Source organism: Prauserella flavalba (assembly GCF_003202235.1).
Taxonomy (GTDB): domain Bacteria; phylum Actinomycetota; class Actinomycetes; order Mycobacteriales; family Pseudonocardiaceae; genus Prauserella_A; species Prauserella_A flavalba.
Map to the genome: position 1 here is coordinate 1 of NZ_MASU01000021.1, position 15,330 is coordinate 15,330.

At 66.9% G+C, this 15,330-nt stretch carries 13 protein-coding genes and 1 tRNA gene; 9 read left to right on the forward strand and 5 right to left on the reverse strand.

All coding sequences use genetic code 11. The features are described from left to right. Positions 1-44: 44 nt before the first annotated feature. Positions 45-1,178, forward strand: coding sequence for an IS701 family transposase (locus BA062_RS35815; RefSeq protein ID WP_110337431.1), 1,134 nt, complete (start codon positions 45-47; stop codon positions 1,176-1,178). A gap of 175 nt (positions 1,179-1,353) precedes the next feature. Here the strand turns inward: BA062_RS35815 and BA062_RS35820 are convergent, their stop codons facing one another. Continuing rightward, entirely contained in the window at positions 1,354-2,178 is an 825-nt protein-coding gene (locus BA062_RS35820; RefSeq protein WP_342768978.1) for an amino acid permease, read from the reverse strand. Between the two features lie 274 nt (positions 2,179-2,452). Between BA062_RS35820 and BA062_RS35825 the strand changes: the two genes are divergently transcribed. Together BA062_RS35825 and BA062_RS35830 are read left to right on the forward strand one after the other, a co-directional pair. Further along, positions 2,453-3,577 carry a baeRF11 domain-containing protein gene (locus tag BA062_RS35825; protein ID WP_245960177.1) on the forward strand — a complete coding sequence of 375 codons (1,125 nt, stop codon included), beginning with the start codon at positions 2,453-2,455 and terminating at the stop codon, positions 3,575-3,577. A 57-nt stretch (positions 3,578-3,634) separates the two neighbouring features. Continuing rightward, positions 3,635-4,606 (forward strand): calcium/sodium antiporter, encoded by a 972-nt coding sequence (locus BA062_RS35830; protein ID WP_110343595.1) that lies wholly within the window; start codon positions 3,635-3,637, stop codon positions 4,604-4,606. Positions 4,607-4,800: 194 nt separating this feature from the next. On the opposite strand, the gene BA062_RS39610 is transcribed toward BA062_RS35830, so the two are convergent. Beyond that, the gene (locus BA062_RS39610; RefSeq protein WP_146240129.1) at positions 4,801-5,106 is read right to left on the reverse strand and encodes a hypothetical protein; all 306 of its coding nucleotides are present in this window, start codon (positions 5,104-5,106) and stop codon (positions 4,801-4,803) included. 257 nt (positions 5,107-5,363) lie between these two features. On the opposite strand from BA062_RS39610, the gene BA062_RS35835 reads away from it, so the two are divergent. Further along, positions 5,364-5,447: transfer RNA gene (locus BA062_RS35835), tRNA-Leu, on the forward strand. A 718-nt stretch (positions 5,448-6,165) separates the two neighbouring features. Here BA062_RS35835 and BA062_RS35845 read toward each other — a convergent pair. From BA062_RS35845 to BA062_RS35855, 3 genes are read right to left on the reverse strand one after another with little or no spacing between them, the layout of a single operon-like run. Then, a complete protein-coding gene (locus tag BA062_RS35845) occupies positions 6,166-6,819 on the reverse strand; it encodes a GntR family transcriptional regulator (RefSeq protein WP_110343596.1) in 654 nt (217 codons plus the stop codon). Between the two features lie 55 nt (positions 6,820-6,874). After that, a complete protein-coding gene (locus BA062_RS35850) occupies positions 6,875-8,569 on the reverse strand; it encodes a dihydroxy-acid dehydratase (RefSeq protein ID WP_110343597.1) in 1,695 nt (564 codons plus the stop codon). Then, entirely contained in the window at positions 8,569-9,456 is an 888-nt protein-coding gene (locus BA062_RS35855; RefSeq protein ID WP_110343598.1) for a carbon-nitrogen hydrolase family protein, read from the reverse strand. The genes BA062_RS35850 and BA062_RS35855 overlap by 1 nt, the downstream gene beginning before the upstream one ends. Before the next feature lie 163 nt (positions 9,457-9,619). Between BA062_RS35855 and BA062_RS35860 the strand changes: the two genes are divergently transcribed. The 5 genes from BA062_RS35860 to BA062_RS35880 all read left to right on the forward strand — a co-directional run bounded on the left by BA062_RS35860 (position 9,620) and on the right by BA062_RS35880 (position 15,315). Next, entirely contained in the window at positions 9,620-10,981 is a 1,362-nt protein-coding gene (locus BA062_RS35860; RefSeq protein ID WP_210407102.1) for an MFS transporter, read from the forward strand. A 128-nt stretch (positions 10,982-11,109) separates the two neighbouring features. Next, complete coding sequence (locus tag BA062_RS35865; RefSeq protein ID WP_110343600.1) at positions 11,110-11,994, forward strand: LysR family transcriptional regulator; 885 nt, start codon at positions 11,110-11,112, stop codon at positions 11,992-11,994. Positions 11,995-12,257: 263 nt separating this feature from the next. Beyond that, complete coding sequence (kdgD, locus tag BA062_RS35870) at positions 12,258-13,208, forward strand: 5-dehydro-4-deoxyglucarate dehydratase (RefSeq protein ID WP_110343601.1); 951 nt, start codon at positions 12,258-12,260, stop codon at positions 13,206-13,208. 241 nt (positions 13,209-13,449) lie between these two features. Beyond that, a complete protein-coding gene (locus tag BA062_RS35875) occupies positions 13,450-14,268 on the forward strand; it encodes an ABC transporter permease (RefSeq protein WP_245960178.1) in 819 nt (272 codons plus the stop codon). 114 nt (positions 14,269-14,382) lie between these two features. Further along, a complete protein-coding gene (locus BA062_RS35880) occupies positions 14,383-15,315 on the forward strand; it encodes an ABC transporter substrate-binding protein (RefSeq protein WP_245960179.1) in 933 nt (310 codons plus the stop codon). The last annotated feature ends 15 nt before the right edge of the window (positions 15,316-15,330 follow it).

Sequence of the window (15,330 nt, forward strand, 5' to 3'; positions counted from 1 at the left end):
TAGTACTGCAACGGCAGTTGGCGGTGTTGTGGTAGATCATCCCGGTGGTGGTCGATGTGGTGATGGATCAGCTGGACCGGGTGCACGAGCGGATCGCGGGCCGGTTCGGACGGTCTGAACCGCGGAATCGGGCTAGGGAGTACGTATCGGGCCTGGTCGCAGGGTTGGAGCGGAAGAACGGCTGGACGCTGGCCGAGCAGGCCGGGGAGGTGTCCCCGGATGGGATGCAGCGGCTGCTGCGCTGGGCGGACTGGGACATCGACGGGGTCCGGGACGACGTTCGCGACTATGTCATCGAGCACCTCGGCGAGCCCGGTGGCGTGCTGATCGTGGACGACACCGGGTTCCTGAAGAAGGGCACGCGCTCGGCCGGGGTGCAGCGGCAGTACTCGGGAACAGCCGGTCGGATCGAGAACTGCCAGATCGGCACGTTTCTTGCCTATGCCTCGTCTCGTGGGCATGCGCTGATCGACCGGGAGCTGTATCTGCCCGAGCCGTGGATCGCCGACCAGGACCGGTGCCGGCGGGCAGCGATCCCGGAGGGCACCGAGTTCGAGACCAAGCCGCGTCAAGCCATGGCGATGCTGGCGCGGGCGTTCGCCGCGAAGGTGCCGTTCGCGTGGATCACTGCTGATGAGGCGTATGGGCAGGTCAAGTACCTGCGGTTGTGGCTGGAAGCCCACGATGCCGCGCACGTGCTGGCCACCAAGGTCAACGACACCCTGGTCACCACCGGCGGTGGCGAGGCCCGAGCCGATGAGCTGATCGCGGAGTTGCCCGCTCGGGCGTGGCGGCGGTTGTCGGTCGGGGCCGGGGCACACGGGCCACGAGAGTATGACTGGGCGCGGGTGCCGATCCGGATCGGCTGGCAGGCCGGGCGCGGGCACTGGCTGCTCGCCCGCCGCTCGCTCTCGGACCCGACCGAGATCGCCTACTACGTCTGCTACGGACCCCGCCGCTCCACCCTGCTGGATCTGGCCTGGATCGCCGGAGCTCGCTGGCGGATCGAGGAGTGCTTCCAGCAAGCCAAGAACGAAGCTGGACTCGATCAATATCAGGTCCGGTCCTGGCGAGCGTGGTATGCCCACATCACCCTGTCGATGCTCGCCCACGCCTGGCTCGCCGTCTCCCGATCCCTCGCCACAAAAGGGGAGCTGACGTCGCTGAGCCGGGCATGATCGGGTTCACGCTACCGGAGATCCGGCGCCTGCTCACCAAGTTGGTCTTGCGTGTCACCGACACCGCTCACCACGTCTGGGCCTGGTCCCGCTGGCGCCGCCGACGACAACACCAAGCCCGGCTCAGCCACTACAAACGCCGCGGCCACCCACTCACCTAACTGCCGTTGCAGTACTAGTCGATCGGGTCGCGGGCGATCGGGCAGGTCATGCAGTGCCCGCCTTCCCTACCCCGGCCGAGCTCGGCGCCGACGATCGTGATCACTTCGATCCCGGCCTTGCGCAAGGCTGCGTTGGTGAGGGTGTTGCGGTAGGACACGATCGTCACCGACGCGAAGACGGCGAGCACGCTCCCGAAGCCGAGGATCGTCGCACGGCCCACGTCCTCACGGCGGCGGGCGTGCCGGGAGTAAACGCTCGCCCCCTCGACCCCCAGGAACACGAAAACGGTCACCAGCATCGTGCCGCGCACCTGTTCGAACAACGTTCCCACGTAGTCCGCACCTCGGAAGCTCTCCGCGAACACCTGTGGGTCCAAGACGAACAGCGCCAGCAGCACGAAAACGATGATGGGGATGACCTTGTCGACCGTGACGACGCGGTTGATCGCCGTCGCCTCTTTGATGCCGCGCCGCACCAGCAGGAAGAACAGCCACAGCCCCACCGACGAGCACGCAACCGCCAACAGCGTGTCCCCCGCCCCCAGAGCCGGAATCCACTGGCCGAGCGTCGACATGATCAGCACCCAGTAGGTGACATTGCCGACGCAGGCACTCGCCCAGTATCCGGCCGCGGAGAAAAACCCGGTGCACTCCCCGAAACCGGCCTTCGCGTAGGCATAGAAACCGGCATCGAGGTTCGGTTTGCGAATCGCCAGGCGCTGGAATACCAAGGCGAGCATCAACATGCCCGCACCGGCGACCACCCAGGCGATGAGTGCGCCCAGGACTCCGGTCTCCTGCGCGAATCGTCTCGGCAGGGAGAACACAGCCGCGCCCACCAACAGCCTCCACGCCGAAGGGAGCCGTAGCCCAATCATCGGACTCACCGGCAAGCATCGCCAACAACCAGACAGCTAAACAATGCGCGGAGGGGGCCATGCCAATCGGAACCATTAGTCGGATCAGGTGAACCGGAAAGGCCGGAAAGGATTGCCGGACACCGCTTCGTGATCCGGAATTTGTACAGACATATGCAGCGCCGACCGGGAATTGCCAAGGACCAAGCCTGGTAAACGGTTTCGCGCACCCGCGGGACCGTGAGACAGTAGGTTGGTGACGCTCCACACCGATATTCCGACACGTGACCAGCTCGAGCGGCTGATCGCGGCGCGGGATCAGGCCAGCGTCTCGGTGTACCTTCCGACGAGCTCGCTCACCCAGCAAGCGCAGGCGGGCCGGATCGAGCTGAAGAACCTGGCCGCCGAGGCCGCACGGCAGCTCGAGGAGGCGGGGACGGACCGCGGTGCCGCCGCCGATGTCCGCGAGGCCCTCGACGATCTCGTCGAGGACGACGACTTCTGGGCCGAGCAGGCGCGCAGTCTGGCGGTGTTCGCTTCACCCGGCAGCATAAAGATGTACCGGTTGCCGAACCGATTGACGAGCTCCGTGGAGGTCAGCGACCGCTTCTTCGTGAAACCGCTGCTGCGAGCCGTCACCTTTCCACAGGCCGCGTTCGTCCTCGCGCTCGCGGCAGGATCGGTGCGCCTGGTCGAGGTCACGCGCGATGGACCGCCCTTCACCATCGACGTTCCAGGCCTGCCCACGGATGCGGCGAGCGCCGTGGGCAAAGCGTCCATCACTGACCGGTCCCCGATCCGTCGCCTCCAGGGCTCGGAAGGCCACAAGGTCAGGCTGCGCCAGTACGCGCGCAAGGTCGACCAGGCTTTGCGTGGCGTGCTCACCGGCCTCGAGCTACCGCTGATCCTCGCCGCCGCCGAACCCCTGAACGCGATCTACCGCTCGCTGAACAGCTACCCACATCTGGCCGACGCGGGGATCACCGGCAGCCCGGAGGGGAGCACCGATGCCGAGCTCGCGGCCGCGGCGCGGACGGTCCTCGACGAGATTTACGCGCAGGAACTCGCGCAGGTTCGCGACCACTTCGAGCTGCGCTTCAAGCACGGCCGGGCGGCCACGGACCTCGCGACCGTCGCGCGCGCCGCGACCTACGGCATCGTCGACACACTGGTCGCCGACATCGACGTGAAGATGCCCGGATACCTCCACGAAGAGTCCGGCGCCGTGACACTCGCCGAGGAGGATGACGCCTCCAACTACGGCGTCGTCGACGAGATCGCCAGGCGCGTGCTGCTGGCCGGCGGCCGCGTGCTGGCCGTACGCGCCGATGACGTGCCCGAGGGAGGGCCGGTCGCGGCAGTGTTCCGGTATGCGTTCTGAGCCGGCTCAGCGGGTCGCGGAGCGCCTCTGGGGACCGCGCTGATGCGGGTGGTCTGAGTGTCGAGCGCGGTGCTGATCGTCGTCGGTCTCGTGGGCCTTCTGGGCGGCGCCGAGCTGGTGGTCCGGGGCGGTACCGGTTTGGCGTTGCGACTGGGAGTCACGCCGATCGTCGTCGGCGTCACCGTCGTCTCGCTCGGCACGAGCATGCCGGAACTGGCCATCGGCGTCGACGCCGCGCGGCAGGGCAACGCCGGTCTGGCGGTCGGCAACATCGTGGGCACGAACCTCGTGAATCTGCTGCTGATTCTCGGCCTGAGCGCGTTGATCAGTCCGATCGCGTTCGAGAAGCGGACGTTGCGGCTCGATCTTCCGCTGATGACAGCGGCCTCGTTGTTGCTACTGGTCATCGCGCTCGACGGCACGCTGGGCATGCTGGACGGCGTGGTCCTGGTGCTCTTCGGAATCGGCTACACCCTGGCCATCCTCCGTACCAGTCGTCAGCCGGCCGGCAGCGGGCAAGCGGAGGACGCCGCAGCGTCCGTCCCGGAGGATGCCGGTCCCGGGAAAGCGCCACTGTGGCGGAACGTGGTGAACCTGGTCGTGGGAATCGCGGTCATCGTGGTCGGCGCCTCGCTGCTCGTGGACGGCGCGGTGGACGCCGCCAGGGCTCTCGGAGTGAGCGACGCGGTCATCGGGTTGACGATCATCGCCATCGGTACGTCTGCTCCCGAGCTGGTGACCACGGTCCTCTCGACGCTCAGGGGGAATCGGGACATCGCCCTGGGCAACCTGCTCGGATCGAGCGTCTACAACATCGCGATCATTCTCGGGATCACGATCCTGGCGGCGCCGGATGTCGTCCCCGTACCCGACGAGGTGCTCGAAGGCGACCTCCTGCTGATGGCCGCGGCGGCGCTGGCCTGTGTGCCGGTGTTCGTGTCGGGCAGCCGTATCAACCGCATCGAGGGAGGCGTCTTCGTCGCCACGTACGGCGGCTACCTGGCGTGGTTGCTCGCGACCCAGGGCTGATCGCGGCCTCGATCGGCCCGCCGAGCTGACTTGTCCAGCCGGGGTCAGGGTCGGGTCGTTGACGGCCGTGTCGGCGACCCGTTTCCAAGGACGTTCGGTTCGACCTGGGAGGAAACAGCCGGGATCGTCTCGTCCCTAATGCAGTCGAAGATCACCTCCCGCGTGTGGGCGCAGGTGCTGACGAACTGCCGTCGTTACGCCGATCGGCTCGGGGCGGCAGGCGCACGAGTCCGCTCCGGACCCGACGGGGACGAACCACATCCCGGCGCTCGCGCGCACGGCCGAGGCCGGCGAGGGGCCGCTGGGCGCGGGCTGGTCAGCGAACGGTCGTCGGGTTTCAGCTGAGCCGTGGACTCGGCCAGCTGCAGGTAGTAGGCCCAGCGGCCCTCGACGCCCGCGAGCTGGCTACGCAGCGTGTCGATCTCCTGCTCAGTCGCGAACCGCGCCTTCGGTCGGGTTCTGGCGCTGTCGAGCGCGACCTCGGCGAGTTGCTCAAGCATGGCGGCACCGACCCTCGTACGGCGTCGCCGAGGTCACCGGGCCATCGACGTCCTCTCCCCTGATGGCCTGAGTCAGCGCCCTGACCAGGCAGGTACGCGCCCCTCCGTTCACGACTCCGGAGCGCAGCGTCGGGAGCTCGGTCGTGCAGGTCCAGGCAATGCCGGACGCGTCATCCACCGCTCCGACCGGCACAGATGCCATGAGGTGACCCCCTGTACAGCGGCCAGGAGGCTTGGGCTACTCTATTCCCCAGCAAGTCCGAGTGGCGGAATGGCAGACGCGCTAGCTTGAGGTGCTAGTGCCCTTAACGGGCGTGGGGGTTCAAGTCCCCCCTCGGACACAGTTTCGTGGCATCCGTGCTACATCTGACGTACTGGTGCTTCAACACACTCCAACACCCTGAACTGGCACCATGTCGGTCCAGGCGCCACCCCCAAGGGGTAGTGGGCATGACCGGCGGTGTCATCGACCCGGTCGCTTTCCCTGCCAGCCGGGTCCAGGACGGACGGGCCGCGACGGCCGCCAACCAGCCACTGCCGCTGCCTGTGGTGCCCACCGGGCGTGCCGGGACGGCGGTGTACGGGCTGGCGGCCGTGGACGGGTCGCCGACCGTGCGGTGTTCGACGCGCTGCGCTGGGTGGCCGGGACGCCCTTGGGCATCAGCTTCACGCACGGCGTTCTCGTCGTCAGCTCCGATCCCCGTGGCGGGTTCGGCATGACCCGCCAGGGGCATCTCCGGCTGCCCGCGCCGATACGGCAGCATTGCGGCCTCGGCGCCGGCGACCCGGGTACTCCTGGCCGCCTACCGCGATCGCGGCATCCTGCTGGTACACCCACCGACGGTGCTCGACAAGTTGTTTGCCGAAATCCACGCCTCACCGCTGGCCGGTGATCTGGCATGACCGCCGAGCATCACGGGGCGCCGGTGGATCGGGCGGCCGATCTTGAGGCCGCCAGGCTCTTGCTGGCTCGGATGGGCGTCAGCGGGTCTGTCAGAGAAAATCTGACACTCGCAAGCAGAGGCCGTCTGAAGGGGATGGTTCCCGGTGAGGTGGCCGTCAGCGGTCGATGATCTGGGAGATGAGGATGTCTCTGGTGTGAGTGAGGTGGCTCTCGACCGCGGCGGAGGCACGGGTTTCGTCGCGCTGGAGAACGGCATCGTGGATCTCCCGATGTGCTGCGAGGACCTCGGTGAGGGGACGCGTTCTGGTGGTGGAGAGCCGCCGGACGTGTGCCTGGCCCCGCGCGCGGCTGACGGCCTCAGCGACCTGTGCGTTACCCGCGGCGCGGAGTATCGCGTCGTGGAACGTCGTGTCGTGTTGCTGGAATGCCATCTCGTCGCCCGCGACGCACGCCGCCTCCATGGCGGTGAACGCCTCCCGCATCCGGTCGAGTTGCTCGCTGTTGTCCGACGACGCGGCAAACGCCGCGGACGGGACCTCGAGTAACAGGCGCAGCCCGAAGAGGTCGCGGACATCGGTGACGGACGGCTCGAGGATGCGGACGCCCTTGCTTCGTTCGAAGGAGACGACGCCCTCGGAGGCGAATCGGAGGAGGGCCTCGCGTACCGGTGTGCGGGACACGCCGAGCTGGCGAGATATCTCGACGACCGAGTGGAGGGTGCCGGCCTCGAGTTCGCCTCGGAGCATGGCCTCTCTCAGCTCGGCGTAGACGCGCTCGGTGAGTGAGACGTCATCGGCGATCGATCTCAAGTGCAGCCCTTCGCGAACCGGTAGCGGACGGGGAGAAGCCTAACCGCAGTCGTTGTCACAGGAAGTCCAGGTCCGCGCCTTGGCTGGCCGGCAGGACGGTCTGCGCGTACAGCCGTCGCCACCCCCGGGCCGGTGGCTCGGCCCTGGAGTACCTGGTGAGCCGCTCCTCGAGAGTGGCCTGGTCGATCAGCAGGTCGACCCGGCGCGCGGGGACGTCGAGGCGAATGAGATCGCCGTTCTCGACGGCGGCCAGCGGGCCACCGACCGCGGCCTCGGGGTCGCAGTGGAGGACCACGGTTCCGTAGGAAGTCCCGCTCATCCGCGCGTCCGAGATCCGGACCATGTCGCGTACGCCCTGCCTGGCGAGCTTCGCCGGGATCGGCAGGGCGCCACTCTCTGGGAAGCCCGCGGCGACGGGACCCGAATAACGCAGCACCAGAACGTGTTCCTCGGTGATCTCGTTGTCGGGATCGTCGAGGACGGCCGCGATGTCCTGGCTCGCATCGACCACGAAAGCGGGGCCGGTGTGCCGCAGCAGGTGCGGGCTCGCGGCCGAGGTCTTGATGATGGCCCCGTTGGGGGCGAGCGATCCCGTGAGGACGGCCAACGCCCCGGGCCGGCTCAGGGGCCGTTCGAGTGTCGTGATCGCCGTCTGCCACTCCTGGTGCTCGGGCACGTCCGCGAGCAACTCGCCGAGAGCCGTTCCAGTCGCTCCGGTGGTTGTGAGGTCCAGATGAGGGGCCAGCTGCTTGAGCACGGCCGGGATCCCTCCGGAACGGTGCAGATCTTCCATGTAGAGCCGACCGGAGGGTTTGAGGTCGACGATGAGTGGAACGTGGGCCGCGACCGTGTCGAACTCGTCGAGGGCGAGGTCGACTCCGGCACGGCGGGCGACCGCGAGGAGGTGCACGAGGGCGTTGGTGGAACCTCCCAGCGCCGCGAGGACCTTGATCGCGTTCTCGAACGCAGGACGCGTCAGTATCTCGCGCGGTAGCCCGCGGCCTTCGCGGGCCATCTCCACGATCCGTCTCCCGGTGAGCGCGCCGTGCCGAAGCCGCGCACCGCTGCTGGCCGGCGGTGTCGCGCCGCCCGGCAACATCATGCCCAGCACTTCGGTGAGTGACGCCATCGTGGACGCCGTACCCATGACGGCACAGGTGCCCGCTGTCGTCACCAGCTCGCCCCGTGCTTCGGTGATCTCCGTCTCGTCGAGCACTCCGCCACGGTGGTCGCCCCACAGGCGACGGCAGTCGGTGCAGGCGCCCAGACGCTGGCCGCGCCAACTGCCGGTCAGCATCGGACCCACCACCTCGAGCAGCACCGGCTTGTCGGCCGAGGCGGCCGCCATGAGCTGCGCGGGCACGGTCTTGTCGCATCCGCCGAGCAGAACGGCGCCGTCCATGGGCAGGGCCTGGATCATCTCCTCGGTGTCCATCGCCATGAGGTTGCGGTACAGCATGCTCGTCGGCGACGTCAGGATCTCCCCGAGCGAGATCGTGGGGAACTCCATGGGGAGGCCGCCGGCTTCGAGGACGCCGCGCCGCACCGCCTCGAGCAGACCCGGCATGTCGCGGTGACAGGTGTTGTAGTCGGACCTGGTGACGGCGATCCCGATGATGGGCCGGTCGAGGTCGACGTCGTCGTAACCGGCGGAGGCGAGGAACGCGCGGCGCAGGTACCGGCTGAAGCCCTCGTCGCCGTAGCTGGTGCGCGACCGGTCGATCGCCGATCCGGCAGAACTCGGGCTCATCAGCGGTTCTCCTTTGGCGCGGCGGGCAGCGTGGGGTCGGTGATCGCGGAATAGGAACCCGGCCGGCGTGCGCCGAAGATGCTCACCTCGTACTCCCCTGGGGTGAACACGAGATTCTTGGTGCGGGCTCGTTCGAGCTGGACCTCGGCGATGAACGTGCCCACCTCGTCACCCGCGTCGAGAACGATGTCGGCGTCGGGGCCGACGATCTGGCTCCGGCCCAGAAAGCGCAGGCCCGCTTCCTCGTCCGGCCGGTCCGCGATCGCGAGGAAGACCCTGTTCTCCCAGGCCCGCACACGCGTGGCGAGCTCGGCCAACAGCGTCGCGGACGCCGGCCACGCTGTCGGCATGACGATGATGTCCGCGCCTGCGAGTGCGAGCTCGCGGGCAGACTCCGGGAATCGCAGATCGAAGCAGATCATCATGCCGACCCGGCCGAATGGCGTGTCGAACACCCGGGGGGCGCCGTCGCTGCCCGGTGCGACGAATCGATCCGCTCCCATGAACGGAATGTGCTGCTTGCGGTAGTGGTGACGTGCTCCGTTGGGGGCGAACGCCAGGGCCGTGTTGTAGACCTGCCCGTCAGCCCCGCGCTCCAGGAGACCGAGCACGGCGTGGACCCCGGTCTCGCTCACGGCGTGACGGAGGGGGCGCAGCGCCGGGTCGTCGAGAGGCAGGGCGGCCCGCCGCACGGCGTCCTCGTCGTCGAACACGTAACCGTGCAGGTAGCACTCGGGGAAGATGAGCAGGTCGACCCCCTGCTCCCCCGCGCTGACGATCTCGGCGAGCGCCGAGTCGATGTTGGCGGCGACATCGCCGAGTACGCTGCCGCGCTGTACCAGCCCAACGCGCGAGGTCCCCGGCGAGGTCGGTCCGGGAGCAGGCATACCGGTCAGGGTTGAGGAGAACACGTCGATGATCCTGACATGCTGCATGCAGCATGTCAAAGCTTGACGTGCTGCATGCAGCATGTCAGAGTCCGCTCGCTCGTTGAACCTCGCGCGACGGCGCGCGACCGGGTCCGCAGCCCAACGGGCCGGAGAGAAGGGTGTGACAGAGTTGACCACCACAGAACGAACCGACGAGCAGCGTCGCGAGCTCTCGAAAAGAATCTTCCGCAGAATCGTGCCGCTGCTGTGCGTGGTGTATGTGATCAGCTTCCTGGACCGGACGAACATCGGCTTCGCGAAGGACCGCCTCGAAGTCGATCTCGGGATCTCCGCCGCGGCATACGGACTGGGCGCCGGTCTGTTCTTCCTGACCTACGCCTTGTTCGAGGTACCGAGCAACCTGCTGATGCGCAAGGTCGGCGCCAAATGGTGGATCGCCCGAATCATGATCACGTGGGGCCTGCTCTCCAGCGCTACCGCGTTCGTGCAGGGCGAGATCTCGTTCTACGTCCTCCGGTTGCTGCTCGGCGCGGCAGAGGCCGGGCTTTTTCCCGGCGTGATCTTGTACTTCACGTACTGGTTCACCCGTGCCGAACGAGCCAAGGCCAACGGGTACTTCCTGCTCGGCGCCTCGATCGCCAACATCGTCGGCTCCCCGCTCGCCGGCGTGCTGCTGAGCCTCGACGGGCTCGGCGGCCTGCACGGCTGGCAATGGCTGTTCATCGTCGAAGGCATTCCCGCGGTCGTGCTCGCCTTCGTCGTACTCCGGGCATTGCCGAACTCCCCGCACAGCGCATCGTGGGTCACCGAGGAGGAAGCGCGCGATCTCCAGGCTCGGCTGGACGCCGAGGCCGACGTCGCACAAGACCGGAAGGGTCATAACCCCGTCATGCGGATCCTGCGGGACGGGCAGATCCTCCTCGCGATCGCGGTCTACTTCTGCCACCAGGTGGCGATCTACGCCGTGGCCTACTTCCTGCCCAGCATCATCGGCAGTGCCCAGTCACTGAGTCCGATTCAGACGGGTTTGCTCAGCATGCTTCCCTGGCTCGCCTCCGGCATCGGGGCACTGTTGCTGCCACGGCTGGCCACGACCGCGTCCCGTGCTCGGCTGCTCATCGCGTCGGCCTTGATCGTCATGGCGGCGGGTTTCGTCCTCGGACTCGTCACCGGCCCGGTGTTCGGTCTCATCGGCATGTGCATCTCCGGATTCGCCTTCTGGTGCGTCAACTCCACGATCTTCACCTTCCCCGCCTCCCGGCTCACCGGTGCGGCCCTCGCGGGCGGTCTCGCGTTCGTCAACTCCTGTGGCATTCTCGGCGGCTTCGTGGGTCCCTACCTCATGGGACTCATCGAGAACGCCACCGGCAACCCCTCCTCAGGCCTCTGGGCCGTCGCCGCGCTGCTCCTGATCGGGGCCGGGCTGACCATGCTGCTCCGGCAAGGACACGAACGTCCCAAGGCCGAAACTTTGGGCCACAAAACCAATCCAGCGTTGGACTACAACCAGTCCGGCGGGTGAACTGCGTGGCTCAGCCATCCGACATGCTGCCGCATGGCTGACCCTCGCACCCACATCTCGCAGGAGACTTCGACTTTTCGCCTTGCCCCGCGGTCACCGCACCAGACCAACGTTCGGGAGGCCAGAGGATGATGTCGTTCGCGCAGTTGCGCTGTTTCGTCGCCGTCGCCGAGGAGTTGCATTTCGGCCGCGCCGCCCAGCGGCTGCAGATGACACAACCTCCGTTGAGCCGTCAGATCGGGCTGCTCGAGCAGGAACTGGGAGTTTCGTTGGTTGACCGGTCCCGCCGATCGATCCGGCTGACCAGGGCAGGAGCCGCGTTCCTGGACGAAGCCCGGCAGTTGCTCCGCGGTGCCGAGCGCGCCGCGGAGACCGCCCGGTTGATGTCCACCGGCCAGATCGGCCGGCTGGCAATCGGGTTCACCGCAGCCAGCGCCTACCGGAACCTGGGTCGTGTCCTACGGCAGTTTCAGCGACGACTGCCAGAGATCGAGATCTCGCTGACGGAGATGGTCAGCGGTGCCCAGCTGGACGCTGTCTCGAACGGGACCCTGGACTTCGCCATGATCCGCCCGCCGGTCCGGCGCGATGACATTGAGTCACGGATCCTCCACAGTGAAGCACTGGTCGCCGCCGTGCCCTGCGGTGACGCTCTCGCTCAGGCCAGCGAATCGCTGACACCCGCCGACCTCGACGGCCGGGATCTGATCATGTACCGGCCACCCGAGGCGAGGTACTTCCACGACCTACTCACCCGGATTTTTCATGATGCCGAGGTTTTTCCTCGTTTTCCCCACTACCTCGCACAGATCCACTCCATGCTGGCCCTCGTCAACGCCGACCTCGGGGTTGCGCTCGTGCCGGAAGCCGCCGCGCAGCTGCGGTATCCCGGTGTCGAGTTCCGCGCGATCCGCCTCCCCGATTGGGGGCGAGTCGAGCTGGCGATCGCTTGGCGACGAGACAACGAGAACCCCGCTCTCACTGCGGCGTTGAGCGCGCTGGTCCCTGATTGAAAATAGCCGGTACGCCATGGCGACTCGCTATTCCGTAATTTACAAGCGATACCTGAAATTTCAGGAAATCGTACGTTTGAGCCACTGAAAACCTCGGTTCCGCTCACCCGGACCGTCCGGAAACCACACGTCGGATGCGTCCGATCCATTCTTTGTATCGGTACATCCGAAAGTTGTGTTGGACTTGTTTTGGTCGCTTCCCTAACGTCGACTCGACACGTCCACAAATCCCCCGCCCTCACGGCACAAGGAGTTCAGCGCCGATGCCCGTGTTCACCCCGACCGAACTGGCCGAGCGACTCGGCTCTGGGTTGCTGTCGTTCCCGGTCACCCATTTCACGCAGGATCTCGCCTTCGACGAGCCTGCTTATCGGGACAACATCGTACGACTCGGCAAGTACGACGTCGCAGGCCTGTTCGCCGCAGGCGGGACGGGCGAGTTCTTCTCGCTGACGCCGGCCGAGATCGGCGCTGTCGTCCGGGCGGCTGTAGAGAGCGCCACTCCGGAAACCCCCATCGTGGCCCCGGCGGGCTACGGCACGGCGCAGGCGGTTTCCCTGGCCCGCGACGCCGAGGCCAATGGCGCGGACGGGCTGCTACTGTTCCCGCCCTACCTCACGGAGTCCTCTCAGGAAGGTCTGGCCGAGCACGTCCGCGCGGTTTGCGGTGCCACCTCGCTCGGTGTCGTCATTTACAGTCGGGCCAATGCTGTCTTCGAGCCGGAGACCGTGGCCGCTCTCGCAGCCGACTGTCCGAACTTGATCGGCGTCAAGGACGGCGTGGGGAACGTGGAGACGCTGACCCGCATCCACGCACTCCTCGGAGACCGGTTGGTCTACATTGGCGGGCTGCCGACGGCTGAGACGTTCGCGCTGCCGTACCTGGAGCTGGGCGTCACCACGTACAGTTCAGCCATCTTCAACTTTCTGCCCGAGTTCGCGCTCGACTTCTACGCCGCGGCACGGCGCGGCGACAAAGCCCGGGTCCGTCGATTGCTCGCTGAGGTCGTGCTGCCCTACACAGCGATCCGTGACCGCCGCGCCGGTTACGCGGTGAGCATCGTCAAGGCAGGCATGGACGTCACCGGATTCCCGGCAGGACTTGTCCGGTCGCCGTTGACCGACCTGGACACCGACGAGCGCGCGCGGCTAGCCGCGATTGTCACGCGGGCCGAGGCCGCGCTCGGGGACACCTCCACTTTGAACACGCCTTAGGCAGCCTGCTCCCGGCTGTAACCCTTCCATCGTTGTGAGGACCAATGACACCGCAATCACGGCTATCGGCAGTGCCGCGCGAGTACTCCGTTGCACCAGCCCGCCCAGCAGGGTGCTCCCTGGCTGCCGACGACCAGCGTCGCCGGCAGCCGATGCCCTTCCACCGGCGGCGGCGCCCGCAAGCGCAGGGTCGTGATGGAGGGCTGCCGCGGTGACCACCTCTGAAATCAGTTCGGACGACGTGCGCCGGTCGGCGCCCGAGGCCATGCTCGTCGGTCAGAAGCCCCGAAGGCGGCGCCTTGGCCGCGAATCGGTTGCGGCTGGGGCGAAGGCGGTCGCCGGCCTCATCGGGATCTTCGCTCTGTGGCAGGTTCTCGTCGTAGTTCTGGATCCACCGGAGTTCCTTCTCGTCGGGCCGATTTCTGCGTTCGCCGAGTTGCTCGAGCGGCCGGGGTACTTCGCGAGCAACACCTTCATCACGTTGCAGGAAGCGCTCGCCGGCTTCGCGCTCGGGACCGCACTGGGAGTCTTGTGCGGCGCGGCGTTGCATTACTCGACGACTGTGCGAAGTTTTCTCTACCCCGCGCTCATCGCGATCGACACAATCCCGAAGGTGGCGCTCGCGCCGCTGTTCATCGTGTGGTTCGGGTTCGGCTTCGAATCGAAGGCCTTCGTGGCCATGGCCATCGCGTTCTTCCCGCTGGTGATCAACACCTACGACGGCCTGAGGTCCGTGCCTCACGAGCTCCAGGAGCTCGCCCGCATCAACAAGGCATCGCGGTGGAAGAAGATGACGAAGATCGAGTTCATCTATGCGATCCCGGCGATCTTCTCCGGAGCGAAGATCTCGATCTCGCTGGCTGTGGGCGGCGCCGTAGTCGGCGAGTTCATCGCCGGCTCACAGGGGCTCGGTTACGTGATCCTGCTCGCCAACAGCCAGGTGGACCTGCCGTCGATGTTCGCGGCCTTCATCGTCCTCGCGGTCATCGCGCTGGCGTTGTTCTTCATCGTCGATCGCGCGGGACGCAAGCTCTTCCCGTGGAAGAACCACTCGAGGTGACCGCGCGGGATGGAGGCACGGATGCGGGACTCACGCCGTTGGATCGCTGTGGCAACGGGCGTGGCGCTGCTCATGGCCCTCGCCGCCTGCGGAAGCAAGAGTGGGAGGGACTCGATGACCCTCATGCTCGACGTCGGATATCTCCCGAAGCACGCACTGTTCGTCTCGGCCGTCGAGCGGGGCTTCTTCGAGGCGGAAGGCATCGACCTCACGGTGATGCCGGGTTCGGGATCGACCAACACGGTCACCTCCGTCGATGCCGGCAAGGTGGACGCCGGGTGGGCGGATTTCGGGGCGACGATCATCAGCCAGGGCCAGGGTGCCGACGTCAAACAGGTCAACCTGCTGCAGGCCAGGTCCGCCTACGCGGTGGTGGCCCTCGCCGACACCGGCATCTCCAGCTGGAAGGACCTGCGGGGTAAGACAGTCGCGACCGAAGGAGCCGGCGCGATGACCGCGATGTGGCCGTTCGCGATGAGCAAACTGGGGTTCAAGGAGGGCGACGTCAACGTCGTTCACGCCTCGAGCGGATCGAAGATCCCCGGGCTGCTGGCCGGACAGTGGGACGCGAACCTTGCTCTGTACGTGTCCGACCAACCGGCCATCGACGCGCTCGACCGGCAAGCCGTGGTCCTGAAGTGGTCCGAGCTGGGCATCGATCTCTATGGCAACGGGATCGTCGTCTCCAACGAGAAACTCAGGGCCGATCCCGCCCAGGTGAAGAGGTTCAACCGCGCGATGCAGAAGGGTTACCTCTGGGCGTGCGGGCATCCCGCCGAGGCCGCACACGACTTCCAGAAGGAAGTCTCGGGCTTCAAGGACAGGACCATCATCCTCGCGATCAACGAGCAGTGCTCCCTCACCTGGGGCGAGGGCGCCTCGGCGAGCAAGTTCGGGGTCATGGACGACGCCGGTGCCCAGGAGATGCTCGACGTCGCCCACCAGTTCCTCGGCCTGAGCCCCGACAGCGACCTCACCACAGCCAGCGTGTACAGCAACGACTACCTCGAACCGTTGCAGCGCGACGAGACCATCCAAACACCGTGACAGCCGCGACGGAGA